17 protein-coding genes are annotated in these 17,768 nt (G+C 69.7%); 9 read left to right on the forward strand and 8 right to left on the reverse strand.

Annotation, left to right across the window (positions count from 1 at the left end; translation table 11 throughout):
• Nucleotides 1-4: 4 nt before the first annotated feature.
• The gene (locus JUB11_RS29355; RefSeq protein ID WP_207462353.1) at nucleotides 5-1,471 is read right to left on the reverse strand and encodes an aldehyde dehydrogenase family protein; all 1,467 of its coding nucleotides are present in this window, start codon (nucleotides 1,469-1,471) and stop codon (nucleotides 5-7) included.
• Nucleotides 1,472-1,534: 63 nt separating this feature from the next.
• Here JUB11_RS29355 and crtI (JUB11_RS29360) point away from each other — a divergent pair, with 63 nt between their 5' ends.
• Genes crtI (JUB11_RS29360) through JUB11_RS29375 form a run of 4 tightly spaced genes read left to right on the forward strand, consistent with a single transcriptional unit; the run spans nucleotide 1,535 to nucleotide 6,549 of the window.
• Nucleotides 1,535-3,085 carry a phytoene desaturase family protein gene (crtI, locus tag JUB11_RS29360; protein ID WP_207462354.1) on the forward strand — a complete coding sequence of 517 codons (1,551 nt, stop codon included), beginning with the start codon at nucleotides 1,535-1,537 and terminating at the stop codon, nucleotides 3,083-3,085.
• The gene (crtI, locus tag JUB11_RS29365) at nucleotides 3,082-4,608 is read left to right on the forward strand and encodes a phytoene desaturase family protein (RefSeq protein WP_207462355.1); all 1,527 of its coding nucleotides are present in this window, start codon (nucleotides 3,082-3,084) and stop codon (nucleotides 4,606-4,608) included. The genes crtI (JUB11_RS29360) and crtI (JUB11_RS29365) overlap by 4 nt, the downstream gene beginning before the upstream one ends.
• A 16-nt stretch (nucleotides 4,609-4,624) precedes the next feature.
• On the forward strand, nucleotides 4,625-5,419 hold the full coding sequence (locus JUB11_RS29370; protein WP_207462356.1) for a lysophospholipid acyltransferase family protein: 795 nt from the start codon (nucleotides 4,625-4,627) through the stop codon (nucleotides 5,417-5,419).
• A complete protein-coding gene (locus JUB11_RS29375; RefSeq protein ID WP_348771534.1) occupies nucleotides 5,416-6,549 on the forward strand; it encodes a glycosyltransferase family 2 protein in 1,134 nt (377 codons plus the stop codon). Before JUB11_RS29370 ends, JUB11_RS29375 begins: the two co-directional genes overlap by 4 nt.
• Nucleotides 6,550-6,577: 28 nt before the next feature.
• Here the strand turns inward: JUB11_RS29375 and JUB11_RS29380 are convergent, their stop codons facing one another.
• Nucleotides 6,578-6,805 carry a DNA-binding protein gene (locus JUB11_RS29380; protein ID WP_207462357.1) on the reverse strand — a complete coding sequence of 76 codons (228 nt, stop codon included), beginning with the start codon at nucleotides 6,803-6,805 and terminating at the stop codon, nucleotides 6,578-6,580.
• Nucleotides 6,806-7,059: 254 nt separating this feature from the next.
• On the opposite strand from JUB11_RS29380, the gene JUB11_RS29385 reads away from it, so the two are divergent.
• Together JUB11_RS29385 and JUB11_RS29390 are read left to right on the forward strand one after the other, a co-directional pair.
• A complete protein-coding gene (locus JUB11_RS29385) occupies nucleotides 7,060-8,241 on the forward strand; it encodes a c-type cytochrome (protein ID WP_207462358.1) in 1,182 nt (393 codons plus the stop codon).
• Entirely contained in the window at nucleotides 8,238-8,600 is a 363-nt protein-coding gene (locus tag JUB11_RS29390) for a c-type cytochrome (protein WP_207462359.1), read from the forward strand. The genes JUB11_RS29385 and JUB11_RS29390 overlap by 4 nt, the downstream gene beginning before the upstream one ends.
• 47 nt (nucleotides 8,601-8,647) lie before the next feature.
• On the opposite strand, the gene JUB11_RS29395 is transcribed toward JUB11_RS29390, so the two are convergent.
• Genes JUB11_RS29395 through coxB form a run of 3 tightly spaced genes read right to left on the reverse strand, consistent with a single transcriptional unit; the run spans nucleotide 8,648 to nucleotide 12,611 of the window.
• Nucleotides 8,648-9,010 carry a hypothetical protein gene (locus JUB11_RS29395; protein WP_207462360.1) on the reverse strand — a complete coding sequence of 121 codons (363 nt, stop codon included), beginning with the start codon at nucleotides 9,008-9,010 and terminating at the stop codon, nucleotides 8,648-8,650.
• An 8-nt stretch (nucleotides 9,011-9,018) separates the two neighbouring features.
• Nucleotides 9,019-11,583, reverse strand: a complete 2,565-nt coding sequence (gene ctaD, locus JUB11_RS29400) for a cytochrome c oxidase subunit I (protein ID WP_207462361.1) — start codon at nucleotides 11,581-11,583, stop codon at nucleotides 9,019-9,021.
• Nucleotides 11,580-12,611, reverse strand: a complete 1,032-nt coding sequence (gene coxB / locus JUB11_RS29405; RefSeq protein WP_207462362.1) for a cytochrome c oxidase subunit II — start codon at nucleotides 12,609-12,611, stop codon at nucleotides 11,580-11,582. Before coxB ends, ctaD begins: the two co-directional genes overlap by 4 nt.
• Before the next feature lie 388 nt (nucleotides 12,612-12,999).
• On the opposite strand from coxB, the gene JUB11_RS29410 reads away from it, so the two are divergent.
• On the forward strand, nucleotides 13,000-14,229 hold the full coding sequence (locus tag JUB11_RS29410; protein WP_207462363.1) for a S41 family peptidase: 1,230 nt from the start codon (nucleotides 13,000-13,002) through the stop codon (nucleotides 14,227-14,229).
• Between the two features lie 142 nt (nucleotides 14,230-14,371).
• Nucleotides 14,372-15,097 carry a hypothetical protein gene (locus JUB11_RS29415; protein ID WP_207462364.1) on the forward strand — a complete coding sequence of 242 codons (726 nt, stop codon included), beginning with the start codon at nucleotides 14,372-14,374 and terminating at the stop codon, nucleotides 15,095-15,097.
• 145 nt (nucleotides 15,098-15,242) lie between these two features.
• Here the strand turns inward: JUB11_RS29415 and JUB11_RS29420 are convergent, their stop codons facing one another.
• Nucleotides 15,243-15,452 (reverse strand): hypothetical protein, encoded by a 210-nt coding sequence (locus tag JUB11_RS29420; RefSeq protein WP_207462365.1) that lies wholly within the window; start codon nucleotides 15,450-15,452, stop codon nucleotides 15,243-15,245.
• A 271-nt stretch (nucleotides 15,453-15,723) separates the two neighbouring features.
• Between JUB11_RS29420 and JUB11_RS29425 the strand changes: the two genes are divergently transcribed.
• Nucleotides 15,724-15,894, forward strand: a complete 171-nt coding sequence (locus JUB11_RS29425; RefSeq protein ID WP_207462366.1) for a hypothetical protein — start codon at nucleotides 15,724-15,726, stop codon at nucleotides 15,892-15,894.
• A gap of 109 nt (nucleotides 15,895-16,003) precedes the next feature.
• Here the strand turns inward: JUB11_RS29425 and JUB11_RS29430 are convergent, their stop codons facing one another.
• Both JUB11_RS29430 and JUB11_RS29435 read right to left on the reverse strand, forming a co-directional pair.
• On the reverse strand, nucleotides 16,004-16,894 hold the full coding sequence (locus JUB11_RS29430) for a YihY/virulence factor BrkB family protein (protein WP_207462367.1): 891 nt from the start codon (nucleotides 16,892-16,894) through the stop codon (nucleotides 16,004-16,006).
• Nucleotides 16,895-17,025: 131 nt separating this feature from the next.
• Nucleotides 17,026-17,640: a CoA pyrophosphatase gene (locus tag JUB11_RS29435; protein ID WP_207462368.1), complete on the reverse strand. Its 615-nt coding sequence runs from the start codon at nucleotides 17,638-17,640 to the stop codon at nucleotides 17,026-17,028.
• Nucleotides 17,641-17,768 lie beyond the last annotated feature (128 nt).

The following is a 17,768-nucleotide window of genomic DNA, read 5'->3' on the forward strand; positions in this document are numbered from 1 at the left end:
CAGGTCACCGGCGGCCGCGCAAGGCCGGCCACAGCCGCTTGAGGGCGGACAGGCGGCCGCGTCCCTCCCCGTGCAGGGCCTGCAAGGCCGCGAGCATCAGCGCTTCGTCGCGCGCGCGCGGCGGGTCGTAGTAGGGGCGGAAGCGGCCCGGGCGCACGGTCACCGTCTTCATCTGCGTCATCTCAAGAAGCCCTTCCGCCCCCCGCGTGACGCCCCAGCCGCTGGCCCGCCGCCCGCCGAAGGGCAGGCGCGGGTCGGCGGTCGGCACGATCAGGTCGTTCACCGTCACGCCGCCCGCGTCGATGCGCGCCGCCAGTGCGCGCGCCGCGGCATCCGGCCCGAAGACCGAGGCGCCCAGCGCGTAAGGGCTCTTTGCCGCGAACGCGAGCGCTTCCCCCATATCCGCAACCGGCACCAGCGCCAGCACGGGCGCGAAGATGTCCTCCCGCAGAAACGCCATGTCGGGCCGGGCGTCGGCCAGGATCAGGGGCGCCATCTCCCCGCTTTCCGCCGATGGAAGGGAGCCGAGCGGCCGGGCGCCCTCCTCCCTGGCCTCCTTCGCCAGCCTCGCCACGTTGAGCCGCACCGGCAAGGGCACGGGTGTTGCGGGCAGTTCCGCGACTCGTTCCAACAGGAGGGTTTCCAGCTCCGCGGCCATGCCGCGCGGCACGAAGACCCGGCGCGGCGCGATGCAGGTGGCCGATCCGTTGAAGCGCAGCCCGAAGGCCAGCGCGCGGGCGGCGAGATCGAGATCGGCCCCCGGCAGCACGAACACCGCGTCGTTCCCGGACAGCTCCATCGTCGCCGGCACCAGCCGTTCGGCGAGCTGCGCCATCACCCGGCGGCCGGTGGCGGCGGAGCCGGTCAGCACCACCTTGTCCACCCCCGCCGCGATGGCCGCCTCCGCCTCGGCCGGGCTGTCGCCGAGGATGTGCAGCAGCCCATCCGGCAGCCCGGCTTCCGCCAGCCAGCCTCGCAGCAGCTCCATCGGCGCGGAACAGCCCGGCGCCGGCTTCACCAGCACCGCGTTGCCCGCCACCAGCGCCTGCACCGTCTGCACGCCCGGCAGCAGCAGCGGGTAGTTGGAGGGTGCGATCACCAGCACGGTGCCGAAGGGTTCCCGCCGCACCTCCGCCTCGACACCGAACAGCCAGACCGGCCGCCCGCGCCGGCCCAGCCGGCGCACGGCCAGAATCCGTTCCGCCTCCCGCTCCAGGAAGCGGCAGGCCTCGGCGAGCGGCAGGATCTCCCCGCTCAGGCTCTCCGCCGGGGAGCGGCCGGGCCGCGTGGACAGGGCCTCCACCAGCGCGCCGGCCTCGGCCGCGATGCGCCGCCGCAAGGCGCGGACGGGGGCCAGCCGTTCGGCGGCGGAACGCTCCGCCCAAGCCGGGCCAACATCCCTGACCTTCGCCATAATCCGTTTGGAATCAGCGGCTTGTTCGAAAGAAGGGGGCCAGTTGCGGTGATCCATCCTCGGTCCATGTCCGTAGTGCCCGGTACAAACCTTGACTGCGCAGGAGCCTTTGGCAAGGAGATGGAGCGTCGTCTTGTCATCATCGGCGCGGGACCGGGGGGACTGGCGGCAGCAATGCTGCTGTCGCTGACCGGCGCGCGGGTCACGGTGCTGGAGCGGCAGAGCCGCGTCGGCGGCCGGTCGGCCGGATTCGAAATGGACGGGTTCCGGTTCGACACCGGCCCGACCTTCTTCCTCTACCCCCGCATCCTGGAGGAGATCTTCGCGGCCTGCGGCCGGCGCCTCTCCGACGAGGTCGAGCTGATCCGGCTGGATCCGCTCTACCGCCTGATCTTCGAGGGCGGCGGGGAGCTGCGCGCCCACGCCGGCATGGAGCGGCTGCAGGCCGAGATCGGGCGGCTGAGCCCGGCCGACGCGGCGGGGCTGCCGCGATTCCTCGCGGACAACCGCGCGAAGATGGAGCTGTTCAGGCCCATACTGGAATCCCCCTTCCCCGGCCCGCTCGCCCTGCTCGCCCAGCCCGTGCTGAAGGCCCTGCGGCGGCTGAATCCGCACCGTTCGGTGGACGCGGACCTCGCCCGCTATTTCCGCGACCCGCGCGTGCGGCTCGCCTTCTCCTTCCAGAGCAAGTATCTGGGCATGTCGCCCTTCCGCTGTCCCAGCCTCTTCACGATCCTGTCCTTCCTGGAGCATGAGCACGGCATCCACCACCCGCGCGGCGGCACCGGCGCGGTGATGGAGGCGATGACGCGCGTCGCCCAGTCCATGGGGGTGGAGGTCCGGCTGGGCGAGACGGTGCGCCACATCCGCTTCAAGGGCCGGCGCGCGGTGGGGGTGCGGACCGACCAGGCCGACTACCCGGCGGACGCGCTGGTCATCAACGCCGACTTCGCCAAGGCCATGACCACGCTGGTGCCCGACGACCTGCGGCGGCGCTGGAGCGACGCGAAGATCGCCCGCAAGAAATTCTCCTGCTCGACCTTCATGATGTATCTGGGGGTGGAGGGCACGGTCGATCTCGACCACCACACCGTCTATCTGGCCGAGGATTACGCGCGCAACCTCGCGGAGATCGAGGAATGCCGGGAGTTACCCCGGCGTCCGTCCCTCTACGTACAGAACGCCTGCGTGACGGACCCGGAACTGGCGCCGCCCGGCTGCAGCACGCTCTATGTCCTGGTGCCGGTCGGCCACCAGCGCGGCCACATCGACTGGGAGGCGGAGAAGCCGCATTACCGGCGGCTGGTGCTGGAACGGCTGGCCGCCCTCGGCCTCAAGGACATCGAGCGCCGGATCCGGGTGGAGCGCCTCCTGACCCCGGCCGATTGGGAGCAACAGTTCGCCATCCACCGGGGGGCCACCTTCAACCTCGCCCACAGTCTGGACCAGATGCTGCACCTGCGGCCGCGCAACCGGTTCGAGGATCTGGACGGCGTCTATCTGGTGGGTGGCGGCACCCACCCCGGCAGCGGCCTGCCGGTGATCTTCGAGGGCGCGCGCATCACCTCCCGCCTGCTGGCGGAGGAGCTGGGGCTGCCGGCCCCCTGGCGCAACATGGACACGGGCACGTCCGGCCTCTTCGGCCGGGCTCTTGCGGGAGAGATGGCATGAGGACCGATCGGGTCGCGGTGATCGGGGGCGGGCTCGGCGGCCTGGCCTCGGCGGTGGTGCTGGCGGCGCGCGGCCACAAGGTGACGCTTCTGGAGCGGAACCCCTGGCTGGGCGGCAAGGCCGCCGTGCTGGAGGAGGACGGCTTCCGCTTCGACATGGGCCCGACGATCCTGACCGTGCCGCGCGTGCTGCGCCGCATCTTCGCGGAGGCCGGGCGCGACATCGACCAGGAGATGAAGCTCGTCCGGCTCGACCCGCAATGGCGCTGCTTCTTCGAGGACGGCAGCGTGCTGGACCTGTCCGAGAACGTCGAGGCCATGGCCGGCACGCTCGACCGCTTCGCGCCGGGATCGGGCGAGGGCTACCGCCGGTTCCAGCAGCTGTCGGAACGGCTGCACGGCATCTCCGAGCGCTTCTTCTTCTGGAAGTCCGTGGAAGACCTGATGGACACCATGGACATGCGGCGCAGCATGAACCTGTCCACCATGTCGGACGTGCTGGCCCTGCGCATGGGAACGACCGTCGCCGGCACCATCCGCGGCCGGGTGCCCGACGCGCGGGTGGCGCAGATGCTCGACCATTTCACGCAGTATGTCGGCTCCTCCCCCTACGGCTCGCCGGCGGTGCTCTGCGCCATCGCCCACATGCAGACGAGCGAGGGGGTCTGGTACCCGATGGGCGGCACGCGCGCCGTGCCCGAGGCGCTGGAGCGGCTGGCCGCCGATCTCGGCGTGGACATCCGCTTGAGCACCGGCGTGCGGCAGGTGCACGCCGAGGGCGGCCGGGCGGTCGCGGTGGAGACCGACCGGGGGGAGCGCATCCCCGTCTCGGCGGTGGTGTCCAACATGGACGCGGTGCGCACCTACCGCGAACTGGTCGGCGGCGCGCCGGCCAAGCGCTTCGGCAAGCGGCGCCAGTACGAGCCGGCCTGCTCCGGCGTGGTCTTCTACCTCGGGCTCGACCGCGGCTACGACCATCTGCTGCACCATGACTTCGTCTTCTCCCGCGATCCGGAGGAGGAGTTCGACTGGATCTACCGCAAGGGCGAGCCGGCCCCGGACCCGAGCTGCTACATCGCCGCCCCCGCCCGCACCGAGCCGGGCGTGGCGCCCGACGGCGGCGAGGCGCTCTACGTGCTGGTCCACACCCCCTACCTGCGCCCGCACCACGACTGGTCGAAGATGCTGCCGGAATACCGGAAGACCGTCTTCGACAAGCTGAAGCGCACCGCCGGAATGAAGGATCTGGAAGACCGCATCCGGGTGGAGCGCGTGCTGACCCCGCAGGACATCCACGACCGCTACAACGTGCTGAACGGCGCGATCTACGGCCTCGCCAGCCACGGCCGTTTCATGGGCGCCTTCAAGCCGGGCAACCGGTCGCGCGAGCTGGAGGGGCTATATCTGGCGGGCGGCGCCGCCCACCCCGGCCCCGGCATGCCGATGGTGCTGATGTCCGGCTGGATCGCCGCCGACACGCTGGACCAGGACCTGAAGAGCGGGGCCTTACGTGAGGTCGCATGATGGAAGGTGACGCCTGATGGCGGACGCCGCCGGCCCGGCGGCCTTGCGATCCCCGGCGCTCTGCCGCTTCTTCGGCGGGGTGATGGCGCGGCAGATGCGCCGGAATTTCCACGCGGTCCGGCTCGCCCGGCCCGGCTGGCCGGAGTTGCCCGCCGGCCGGCCGGCCATCGTCTATCTGAACCATCCCTCCTGGTGGGATCCGGCCTTCCTCATCGTCATGGGGACGACGCGTTTCCGGGACCGTCCCGGCTTCGGTCCCATCGACGCGCGCATGCTCGCCCGCTATCCCTTCATGGGCCGCATCGGCCTGTTCGGCGTCGAGAAGGAGGGCCTGCACGGAATGGCCAGCTTCCTGCGCACGGGCGAGGCGCTGCTGCGCGACCCCTCCGCCATGCTGTGGATCACGGCGGAGGGCGACTTCACCGACCCGCGCCGCCGGCCGGTCTCGCTGAAACCCGGCTTGGCGCAGCTCATCCGCCGCGTGCCGGACGCGGTGGTGGTGCCGCTCGCCGTGGAGTACCCGTTCTGGGACGAGCGCACGCCCGAGGCGCTGGCCCGCTTCGGCTCGCCGATGGACGGGGCCGGCCTCGCCCATGAGAGCGCCGCGGACGCCACCGCGCGCCTGCAATGGGAGCTGGAGGCCACCATGGACGCGCTGGCGCGGGACGCCCAGAGCCGCGATCCGGCCCGCTTCACCACGCTGGTCGGCGGCACGGTCGGGGTCGGCGGGATCTACGACCTGTGGCGGCGCGGGCGGGCCTGGGCCGCCGGCAAGCCTTTCCACCCGGGACATGGAGCGCCGGAATCGTGAGCCTCTTCGAGAGTCTGGCGGCCCTGTCGCTGGCGCTGGCGCTGCTGCCGCTCAGCATGGCGCTGATCAACCTGCCCTTCTACCGCCGGCCCCGCGCCACCGCGCCCGAGGGTACGGGCGTCAGCGTCCTGATCCCCGCGCGCGACGAGGAGGCGACCATCGCCGCGGCCGTGGAGGCCGCACTCGCCAGCCGGGGCGTGGAGCTGGAGGTCGTGGTGCTGGACGACCATTCCGCCGACCGCACCGCCGCCATCGTCGAGGCCATCGCCGCGCGCGACCCGCGGGTCCGGCTGGTCCAGGCCCCGCCCCTGCCGAAGGGCTGGTCGGGCAAGCAGCACGCCTGCCACGTCCTGGCTGGCCTCGCGCGCCACGATCTGCTGCTGTTCCAGGACGCCGACGTGCGTCTGGCCCCGGACGCGGTGCGCCGGGCCGCCGGCACCCTGCTGGCCCGCGGCGCCGATCTGGTCAGCGGCTTCCCGCGGGAGGAGACGGGCACCCTGGCCGAGGGTCTGGTGATCCCACTGATCCATTTCCTGCTGCTGGGCTTCCTGCCGATGGCGGGGATGCGCTGGACGCGCCATCCCGGCTTCGCCGCCGCCTGCGGCCAGCTGATCCTGGTCCGGCGCGAGGCTTACGCGCGGGCGGGCGGCCATGCGGCGATCCGCGCCTCCCTGCATGACGGGGTGACGCTGCCGCGCGCCTTCCGGCGCGCCGGCCGCGTCACCGACCTGTTCGACGCGACGGACGCCGCGCGCTGCCGCATGTACCGGGGTTGGGCGGAGGTCTGGGCGGGATTCTCGAAGAACGCGACGGAGGGCATGGCGACGCCAGTGGCGCTGCCCGTCTGGACGCTGCTGCTGTTCGGGGGGCAGGTGCTGCCCTGGCTTCTGCTGCTCGCGGCCGCCCTGCTGCCGGTGCAGGGCGAGGCGGTGACCCTCGCGGCGCTGGCGGCGGGTGCCGGGATCGCCCTGCGGCTTCTGCTCGCGCTGCGCTACCGGCAGAGCCTCGCGGGAGCGCTGCTGCACCCGCTGGGGGTGCTGGTGATGCTGGCGATCCAGTGGACCGCCCTGGCCGACTCCCTGCGGGGCCGGTCCTCGACATGGCGCGGGCGGGCCTACACCACCCGGTGAGGACCCGCCCGACCGAAGAGAGGCGGAATTACGGAACGGCGCGGCCGAGGTCCGGGGTCCGGCGCTCCCGCGCGGCGTCCATCGGCAGGTCGGCGTGCTGCTTCTGCCATTGCTGGACCAGCTTGGTGAGCCGCCCGTGGCTGCCCCCGCCGAGCCGGCCCTTGAGGGAGGCGGCGCTGATCTTCACTCCCTCCCGCTGCATGGCGTTCAGGGTCTCGAAGATCTCGTCGTCGGATTGAAGCGGCCAGACCAACATGGTCGTTCCTCCCAAAAGTGTTAATGGCTCTTAACCATTGGATCTAGGTATAAACCCGAACAGTTGAGAAGCGCAACCATTGACTGCGGTGCCCACGAAAATTCCGAAGACCGGGCCGCGGGGTGAGGATTCGGCCGGACGCTTCTCCGGATTTTCGCCCGGGCGGCGCCACCATCTGCTCCTCCCGAGCGTTCAATCAGAAGACGACCACGAGACGGCATGGGACAGCGGTGCCCGGGTGAGGCGGGGGAACGATGAAGAAAGTCCTGTACACGGCCCTGGGCCTCACACTTCTCGGGGGGATCGGCGCCTTCCTGTTCGCCTGGTCCGGGCTGTACAGCGTGGCGGCCAGCAAACCGCATTGGGCGATCACGGAGTGGTTTCTGCATTTCGGCCTGCGCAAGTCGGTCGAGACCCACGCCATTCCGGTTGAGGCGCCGCCGCTCGACGAGCAGGCCATGATCTACCGGGGGCTGGGCCATTACGAGGGCGCCTGCGCGCCCTGCCACGGCGCGCCGGGCGAGGCGGGGAATCCGGTCGCCAAGCACATGCTGCCGATCCCGCCCCATCTGCCGGACAAGGCGGCGGAATGGACGGATTCCCAGCTTTTCTGGATCGTGAAGCATGGGCTGAAATACACGGGCATGCCCGCCTGGATCGCGCAGGAGCGTGACGACGAGGTCTGGTCCGTCGTCGCCTTCGTCCGCCGGATGCCCGACATGCAGCCCGAGGAATACCGCCGCGTCGCGCGCAACGACACGATCCACGATCCCGAAATGGCCGAACAGAACGCAGCGCTGATCGCGGCCGCCGGGCCGACGGGCGCCGACTTGGTGGCCTGCGCGCGCTGCCACGGGCTGCGGGGCGAGGGCGGCGGGGCCGGCGCCTTCCCCCGGCTGGCCGGGCAGAAACCGGAGTATCTTTACGAGACGCTGAAGGCCTACGCGCTGGGCACCCGGCCGAGCGGCATCATGCAGCCCATCGCCGCGGAGCTGGGCGACGCCGAGCTTCGCCGGCTCGCCGACCATTACGCCGCCATGACGCCCGACACCAAGGCCCCGGAGCCGGGAGACGCGCCCGATCCCGAAACGCTGAAGCTGGGCGAGACCATCGCCAGCCAGGGGCTGCCGGGGGAAGGCGTTCCCGCCTGCGCCTCCTGCCACACGACGGGGCAGGGCAATGCGGGGCGGGGCGATGCGGGGCAGGCCGATGCAGGGCAGGCCAACGCTCCGGAGAATGCCCTCTACCCCGACCTCCGCGGCCAGTACGCCGCCTTCCTGATCCAGCAGCTCGATCTGTGGAAGGCCGGCAAGCGGCACGGCACCGCCTATTCCGAGATCATGGCGGCGGCGGCCCGGCCCCTGACTCCCGAGCAGATCCGGGCGGTGTCACGCTATTACGCCTCGCTCCCGCCGGCCGGTCCGAGGTCGCCATGAGGTGGCCGGTAACGCTCCTCCTGCTGACGGCGCTCGCCGGCTGCGGCGAGGCCGAAACCGCGATCCCGCCGACGCTGACCGGCGACCCGCTCGCCGGGCGGGCGGTGACGGAGCGGGTGGGATGCGGCGTCTGCCACGAGATCCCCGGCGTCACCGGTGCCCGCGGCGTCGTCGGGCCGTCGCTCGCCGGCTTCGCCCGCCGCTCCTACCTGGCGGGCAGCCTGCCGAACGAGCAGGACGTCCTCGCCCGCTGGGTGCGCAACGCCCCGGCCCTGGCGCCGAACACCGCCATGCCGGCCATGCCGATCAACGAGCGGGAAGCGATGGACGTGGCCGCTTATCTCAGCACGTTGCGCTGAACTCGGTCTTGGAATCGGCGCCGGCCGAGCCTTCGACACGACCGCCGTCACCCGCAGGCCGGCACCATCAGCGCCGGAAGCCCGACCCAGAGGATGGCGAGCAGGCAGGAGACGGCGCCGGCGGCGGTCATCCAGCGGGCGAAGCTGCGGGGCGCGCCGCTCTGCACATGGGCGGCCGGGCCGCCGCCCACCAGCGCCTTGACGAGCACGGCCAGCGTCAGCAGCAGCGCCAGCAGCGTCACCGCCGTCACCAGGACGGGCACAAGGGGAAGCCCCAGGAGCGTGCGGTCCGACAGGCCGCGCGCGCAGGCCAGCCCGTTGATGCCGTAGACCGCCATGAACTGCGCCGCCCAGATGATGAAGGGCGACAGCATGGCCGCGAAGGTCGTGGGAAAGCTGCGCGTCGCCATGGCGGGCCTCACCCGAACAGCCGCGGGAAGAGATGGGCGAGCAGCAGGGCGAAGGCGCCCTGCCCCACCGTGTAGCCCGCCATCAGCATCGTGTTGTCGAAGGTCACCCGCCGCCTGGCATGGATCAGCCCGCGGAAGGAGCGCGCCAGCGTGTAGCCGATCATGAGCAGCAGGACCGCCATGTGGAACCCCTGCCAGGCCACCAGCATGTAGGTGACGGCGCCATAGGCGCTCTCCGCCCCCTTTAGCCCGGTCTGGATCTGCGCGTAGCCCTCGCCCACCGCCGCCGCCAGCAGAAACAGGAAGCACAGCAGCAGCCCCAGCCGGACGCCGGCCTGCCGGTCGGCGCCCAAGGACCGGCTCGCCCACCACAGCGACAGCGCCGCGAGCGCCAGCAGCAGCAGCCCGCCGCCGAGCCAGCCGATGCCCGGAAGGGCCGCCGGGTCGGACGGCCAGACATCCGGGCTGACGGTCCACAGGAAGATGTAGGAGAAGATCAGGCAGGCGAAGGCGGTGCCGTCCACGAGCAGCAGCACGACCATCGCCCACCAGCTGTGGTTGCTCGGCCCCTGCACATAGACGGGAATGCGCCATCCCCCGCCGACTTCCTGCGGCGGATGGTCCTCGCCCGTGTCCAGGTCCCACAGCCACCAGATGACCGAGGCGATGGCGATCAGCGCCGGCAGGATCGAGATCAGGTACCAGCCGACCGTCAGGCACAGGAAATGAAGCGCCGTGAACAGGCCGGCCAGGAAATGGCCCCAGTGCGGGCCGGGCATCGGCATGAGGTACTGCGGCTTGCTCTCGATCGGGCTGGTGACGATGGTCTCGCGCCGGTCCGTCGGCGCGCCGGGCAGGAAATGGGCGCCCGCCTGCACCTCGCGCGACAGGTTCGGGTTCTCCCACAGCGGGTAGAGACCGGTGACGTAGGGAATGCTGCGCACGGCGTAATTCCCGTTCGGTATCCACTCCAGCGTTCCGCCGTTCCAGGGATTGTCGGACGCCGGCTGCCCGCGGCCGAACGCGTTGCGCGCCATGTCCGCCAGCACGATCAGCACCCCCAGCGCCAGCACGAAGGCCCCGACGGTGGAGACCATGTTCAGCAAATTCCAGCCGAGGTCGCCGGGATAGGTGTAGACGCGCCGGGGCATGCCCAGCAGGCCGGTGATGTGCATCGGGAAGAAGGTGACGTTGAAGCCCCCGAACATCAGCCAGAAGGCCCAGCGCCCCAGACGCTCCGACAGCAGCGTGCCGTTCAGCGTCGGCCACCAGTGGTACAGCGCCGCGAACATCGGGAAGACCATCCCGCCGATCAGCACGTAATGCAGGTGAGCGACGATGAAGTAGCTGTCGTGCGCCTGCCAGTCGAAGGGCACCACCGCGACCATCACGCCGGTCAGCCCGCCCAGCACGAAGATGAACAGGAAGCCCATCAGGAACCAGGTCGCCACGGTCCACTGCACCCGCCCCTTGCCCAGCGTGGCGATCCAGGCGAAGACCTGGATACCGCTCGGCACCGCCACCGCCATGCTCGCCGCGGAGAAGAAGCTCAAGGACAGGGGTGGGATGCCGGTGGTGAACATGTGGTGCACCCACAGGCCGAAGCTGAAGACGCCCGTGCCCACCAGCGCCAGCACCACCAGATTGTGCCCGATCAGCGGGTAGCGGGCGAGGGTCGGCACCATCATCGAGACCAGCCCCGCCCCCGGCAGGAAGATGATGTAGACCTCCGGATGGCCGAAGAACCAGAAGAGATGCTGCCACAGCAGCGGGTCGCCGCCGCGCTCGGCGATGAAGAAGGGCCAGTGGAAAACGCGCTCGACCTCCAGCAGCGCCGTCGCCAGGATCACGGCGGGAAAGGCGAAGATGATCATGCCGGCCATGATCAGCATGGCCCAGCAGTAGATCGGCAGCTTGTCCAGCGTCATGCCGGGCGGGCGGGTGCGCAGGATTCCGACGATGATCTCGATGGCGCCGGCGATGGCGGAGATCTCGATGAAGCCGATGCCGAGCAGCCAGAAATCCGCCCGGATGCCCGGCGAATGCTCGTAGCTGGTCAGCGGCGGGTACATGAACCAGCCGCCGTCGGGTGCCGCGTCGAACAGCAGCGAGGCGAAGAAGGACAGGCCGCCGAAGAAATAGGCCCAGAAGGCGAAGGCCGACAGGCGCGGGAACGGCAGGTCCCGCGCACCCAGCATCGCCGGGATCAGATAGACGCCGATCGCCTCCACCACCGGCACAGCGAACAGGAACATCATGCCCGTGCCATGCACGGTGAAGAACTGGTTGTAGGTGTCGTGGTCGAGCAGCGCGCTTTCCGGAAAGGCGAGCTGGGCGCGCATCGCCAGCGCCAGAAGCCCGGCGAGCACGAAGAACAGCAGCGCGGCGCCGATGTACATGACGCCGATGACGTTGTTGTTCACCTCGGACAGGAGGCCCAGGCCGCGCGGCATCCGCCAGACGCGTTGCAGGGTCCGCAGCTCCTCCTCGGGGCGCGGCAGGGGGCTCGGCAGGGTGCGGTGGGCCGGGCCGCCGTGGCCGGAACCGGGGCCGCCTTCATGCTGAAGCGTCATTTCAGGCTCTCCAGCCAGGCGGCAAGGGCGCGCAGGGTTTCACCATCCATGACGTTGAAGGAGGGCATGCGGTTCCCCGGCTTGAGGTGCTGGGCGCTGGCGATCCAGCCGGCGAGCGTGCCGACGTTGTTCTCGAAGCTGCCGGCGGCGAGGCCCGCGCGGGCGCCCATGTCGGACAGGTCGGGGCCGAGGGTGCTCACGGCGGGCGTCCCGCGCACCGCGTGGCAGGACTGGCAGCCTTGGGTGAAGAAGGCGTCATAGCCCCGCGCCAGGACGGGATCCTCGGGCCGCGTCACCGGGCGGTTCCGGGCCGCGAGCCAAGCGTCGAATTCCTCCGGCTCCAGGACGCGGACATGGAAAGCCATCAGCGCGTGCTGGGCTCCGCAATATTCCGCGCACTGGCCGCGGTAGAGGCCGGGCTTCTCCGCCAGCAGGGCCAGCCGGTTCACGTGCCCGGGGATCATGTCCATCTTGCCGGCGAGGCTCGGCACCCAGAAGCTGTGGATGACGTCGGCGGCCCCGACCAGCAGTTCCACCGGCCGGCCGGTCGGGATCACCAGCTCGTTCGCCGAGCGGAGGGCGGGCTCCTCCGGCCCGGCGCCCGGCCGGCGGTAGCGCACGTCCCACCACCACATGTAACCGGTGACCTCGATGGTCAGCGCCGGCGTCTCGGCGACGGTGACGAGCCGCCGGGCCAGGGCGAACTCGTGCAGCAGCAGGGCGGTCAGCGTCACGACGGGGAAGAGGATGCCACCGCCGATCACCCAGGCGCGGGCGCCCGGAAAGCGGTCGCCTTTGGCGAGAACGGCCCAGACGGCCAGCGCCATGACGAACAGGAAGATCACCGCGCCGCCGATGAACAGGATCCAGCTCGTGAAAAGGATCTCGCGCGCGTTGAAGCCGGCGGGATCGAGCGCCGACTGCGCGCCCTCGCAGCCGGACAGCAGGAAACCGGCCCCGGAAAGAAGCCCGAGCAGTGGGACAGGAGCAAGGCTGGTCCGCCGTGTCGGCCATGGGGGCAAGGCCATTTCCCTCCGTCCTCTCCGCTCCACGCCGGTCCCGGCGCGGCTTCCGATCGCCGAACTCCCAGCCTCAACGCCCCAGCCTCCCGGCGGTTTCAGCCGCTTCCCAAATGGGTCGTTTCGCTCACCCGAATGGCTGGCCGGCACCGGCGCCGCGCCGGGGACAGAATGCAATGAAGCCCCGCGGCGGGGTGGGCCGCCGGCAAGGGAAGAACGGCTTTTCCTTCAGTCCGATCAGGACATCGCCCCAGCCGCAAGCGGAAGCGTGGCCGGACAATCCTCTTGTCAGGATCGATAACGATATATTAACCAAGACCCAGCATTGTGCTTCTCGCTGGCTACGTTGCTGCTTCATCGGCGCCAGCCTCCTCAGCCTTTGCCGACAGAGGGCCAAGTGCAACGCTTCATCGCCGCCGCCGTCCTGAGCAGCCTACTCGCCTTGCCCGTCCTCGCGCCGCCCGCCGCCCAGGCGCAGGACCTTCATGACGATGTCGTGGCGATCGGACAGGACAGCCGCGAGAGCGAAGCCGTCGACCGCTTCCTGCGCGCCCTGCGCCAGATCCGCGGCAGCTACGTGGACCCGATCTCGGATCGCGAGCTGACGGACATCGCGATCGACGCCATGGCCAAGCGGGACCGCTATTCGCAGTATCTCCCGCCGGACGAATACCAGGCGACGCTGGCGCACAACGACGGCACCTTCACGGGCATCGGCATCCGCTACGAGCCGTCGGGCGACCGCTTCCGCATCATCGAGACGATGCCGGACTCCCCGGCCTCCGAGGCGGGCCTGCGGGTGGGCGACCTGATCGACGCGGTGGACGGGCAAGCCGTCGCCGGGCAGGAAACCGCCTCCATCCGCAAGATGATCGCGGGTCCGGCCGGCCAGCCGGTCACCCTGACCTACCTGCGCGATGGTCAGGCCAAGCCGGCCGTGGCGCGGCTGGTGCGCCGCAAGGTTGCCCAGTCCTCGGTGAAGTCCGGGATGATCGGCAACATCGGCTACATCCGCATCCGCAACTTCGACCGCCAGACCTACACGGGCCTCACCGAGGCGCTGGACGCGATGCGCGGCCCGTCCCTGCGCGGCCTCGTCCTCGACCTGCGGGACAACCCCGGCGGGCTCGTGAGCGCCAGCGTGAAGGTCGCCGACGCGCTGCTGGAGAGGGGGACGATCCTCACCTCGCGCGGCCGCGATTCCAAGGCGAACCGCACCTACGAGGCGACGCCGGGCGACGAGACCGGCGGCGTTCCCGTCGTGGTGCTGGTCAACGGCAACTCCGCCTCGGCCTCGGAGATCCTGGCCGGCGCGCTGAAGGACCATGGCCGTGCACGCATCATCGGCGCGCAGACCTTCGGCAAGGGGATCATCCAGACGATCATCCCGCAGAGCGAGGGCAGCGCCATCAAGCTGACCACCGCCCGCTACTACACGCCCGCGGGCATCTCGATCCACGGGACCGGCATCACGCCGGACGTCGTGGTGCAGGACGAGACGAAACACCCCTGGGGCGACACCCCCCGCCCCGAGGGCGACGTGCAGCTCGCCCGCGCGATGGAGGAGCTGCGCACGGCGCCCAAGGGCGACGCCCCCATGCGCAAGCAGATCGTCTCGATGCCATAAGGACGAGCACAGGGCAGATTTGGACGGATCGGGCGAAGGCGCCGCCGGGGAAAACCCCGGCGGCGCCTTCTCTTTCGGGCATGAACCAAACCTCCGCCCGGTTGTTGCCGAAGGGAATGCCGCAACCGATCCCAAAGGCGCCATGCCAGCCCTGACCGCCGTCTCCGTCCTGCTGTTCGTCCTGGTGCACCTGTTCGTCGGCGCGCTCCGCTTCCTCGACGGCGTGCCGAGGAGCCGCTGGCTCTCGCTCGCGGGGGGCGTGGCGGTCGCCTACGTGTTCATGCACATCCTGCCGGAACTGAACGCCCACCAGCAGCATGTCGAAACCCGGACCGAGGCGGGCGGGCCCGGTCTGCTGGAATCGGAAATCTATCTCGTCGCCATGGCCGGGCTCGCCGTCTTCTACGGGCTGGAGCGCTATGTCCGGGCGCGGCGGTCCGAGATGGGTGGCGATGATCTGGAAAGCGGCCCGTTCTGGCTGCACGCCGGTTCCTTCGCCCTGTACAACCTGCTGATCGGCTATCTGCTGCTGCACCGGGAGGAGACGGGCGTCTTGTCCCTGGTCACCTACACGGTCGCGATGGCGCTTCATTTCGTGACCAACGATTACGGCCTGCGGCAGGACTACCAGTCGGTCTACGACCGCAAGGCCCGCTGGGTCCTCGCGGGCGCGGTGGTCGCGGGATGGCTGCTGGGCTTCGCGGTCGAACTGTCGGAACTGGCGGTCGGGCTGCTTTTCGCCTTCCTGTCCGGAGGCATCGTCCTGAACGTTCTAAAAGAAGAGCTGCCGGAGGACCGCAAGAGCCGCTTCCTGCCCTTCGCCGGCGGGCTCGCGGGCTATGCGGCGCTGCTGCTCCTCGCCGCCTGACGACACGGGAACGCAACATTCGACGCGCCGCGCTGTTTATAGGGATGAAGCCTCTCGGCTTTGCGCGCTCGGCGCGCTTCCTCCCTGAACCTCAGGCCGCCACCGTGCGGCCTTTCTTTTTGGCCAAATCCGGGGAGGCCCACGGTCAGGCCGCGACGGCAACCGGGGCGGCGAGCCCTTCGTACAGGGCGCGTTGTTCGGTCAGGCTGGACAGAAGCTCCGACAGGCTCTCGCGGGCAAAGCCGTTCTCCGTCTCGGCGGCCTTGCGCCGGACGACGGCGATGAACTCATCGAGAACGCTCATGTGCAGGGACGCCGAATTGATGATTGCGGCGGAGATGGAGAGAGACTGCATGATGTTTTCCTCCGGGTTTGTTCGCGTTTCGTGAGTTCATTAAGAGGCCTTGCCAGTTAACGAGACCTTAACACCGCTGCCCTCCGGCGTTTCTATTACCGGTTACCACGGCAGACGCCGGTCTCTTCTTTTCTACCTCCAAGGTATTCACGGATGGAGAATTTTCGACCAGGACATTCCTTCGGAGGCAGGCCGAAAGCGCCGGCCTCCGACGCGCCGAAAGAAAACGGTCATGGATTGCTTGACAGGCTGGGTCGGGAGGCGCAGTCTGATGTCGACAGTAACCACAGCCGAGGTCGAGGCAGCCAAGCTCAAGAATGAAATCACCGTCGGCCCGCTTGGCCTTGACGGTTATCATCACCGAAGCAAGGAGGGTGTGTTAGATCATGTCTCCACCGGCGCTTACTTGATGAAGCCGACGAACTCGGCCAGATTTTCTTGAAATGCGCTGCCGAACTGGCAGATGAACAGCGTTCTTGTTAGAGCGCACGGAAACCCCCGCCTTGCCGCGGGGGTTTCTTTTTGCCCTATCCGGGCCTGCGGGGGAATCTCTACGCCGTTTTCCGCGTCTCGCCGAGAGATTCACCCTGCACCCGGACGCGGCTGCCGATCTGCTCCGAATAGGCGCGCGTAAGCTCGGCGCCGAACAGAAAGAGCGTGGCCGAGTAATAGACCCACAACAGGATCAGCACGAAGGAACCCGCCGCCCCGTAGACCGAGGCGATGCCGCTGGTGCCGAGATAGAGCCCGATCAGCGTCTTGCCCACGGCGAACAGGATGGCCGTCGTCGCGGCTCCCAGCCACAGGTCGCTCCAGGGGATATAGGTGTCGGGCAGCACCCGGTAGATCGCGGCGAACAGGACCGTGAAGACGGCGAGCGACGCGAGGGTCTCCACCACCCACAGCAGAACCGCAAGCTCGGCGAGATACTGGTTCATCCATTGGTGCAGCGCGGCGAGACCGGCGCTGACGACCAGCGAGACGATCAGCAGGAAGCCGATCGCGGCGATCAGGGCGAGCCCCCTCAACCGCGCCTTCACCAGCCAGGTGACGGTCGAGTCCGTCGGCGGCTCCACCTTCCAGATGCGGTTCAGCGCGGTCTGCAGCTGGGCGAAGACCGTGGTGGAGCCGATCAGGATGGTGCCGATGCCCACGGCGGTGGCCCAAATTCCCGCCCCCAGATGGCTGCTGTTGGTCACCGAGGCGCGGACCGTCTCCGCCGCCTCCGGCCCGATCAGCCGCGAAACCTCCTCGACCAGCGCCGCCTGCGCGGTCTCGTTGGTGAAGACCAGTCCGGCAACGCCGGTGACGAGAATCATCAGCGGTGCCAGGGAAAAGATCGTGCAGAAGGCGATCGCCGCACCCAGCGACAGGGCGTCGTCGTTGATCCAACCCATCACGGCATCGACCAGGATGCTCCACGCCCGCCTTATGACCCTCATGCTCGCCTGCCCCGGATTGCGGCCCAGCCATGAAGCGGCCGGCGCGTCCCGCCAGCGGCTTACGGAAACGTAACGAGCGCCACCCGGAATGGTTTCCCCACCCGGAAAAGCGGCCTCAGGCCCAAACCGTCTCAAGCATCATGAGGCAGGCCGAGCACGCGCAGCAGGTCGAGAAGGATCGTGGCCGTCAGGCCGGAGACCTCGGGACCGGGATGGTCGAGCGGCATGCGGTGCTTCGGGCGCATCAGTTCGCCCCAGGGCACGGTGGTTCGGCCACGCCCCGCCACCAGGGTGGACAGCGGCACCCAGGCGACGGCCGCGACCTCGCCCTCGCAAGGCACCAGCGCGGCCTCCTGGGCGAGGAGGCCGACGACCGGCGACAGGCGCCAGCCGATGACGCCCTCATGCGGGTCGAGTCGGCCGAGCACCTCCACCGCCTCGGGCGGAAGGCCGACCTCCTCCGAAGCTTCCCTCAGGGCGGCGGCGATGTCGTCACGGTCGGTTTCGTCGATGGCACCGCCGGGGAACACGACGTCGCCGGGAAGCAGCCGCAGGGTGGCGGCACGGCGCGTCAGCAGAACCTCTGGCCCGTCCGGTCCACCGCGCAGCAGCACGAGCACCGCGCCGCGCCGCAAGGGGCCGGGATGGCGCAGGCGGGGGTCAAAGTCATGGTCGCCGCGCACCGTGACGGTCCGCGCCGGCAGAGCCGCCCGGAGCCGGTTTGAAAGCTCCCCAATCGACATCATGCTGGAGATCCCGATCCGTCGCGCACAGTAATCGTTTACCAAATCGGGATAGGGGGCGATCCTAGTGGACCGCACCCCTCCCACACCACCCGGCATGCGGGTCCGCACCGGGCGGTTCGAGGAGTTGA

Source organism: Azospirillum sp. SYSU D00513, from assembly GCF_017356015.1.
In the GTDB taxonomy this organism is placed as follows: domain Bacteria; phylum Pseudomonadota; class Alphaproteobacteria; order Azospirillales; family Azospirillaceae; genus Azospirillum.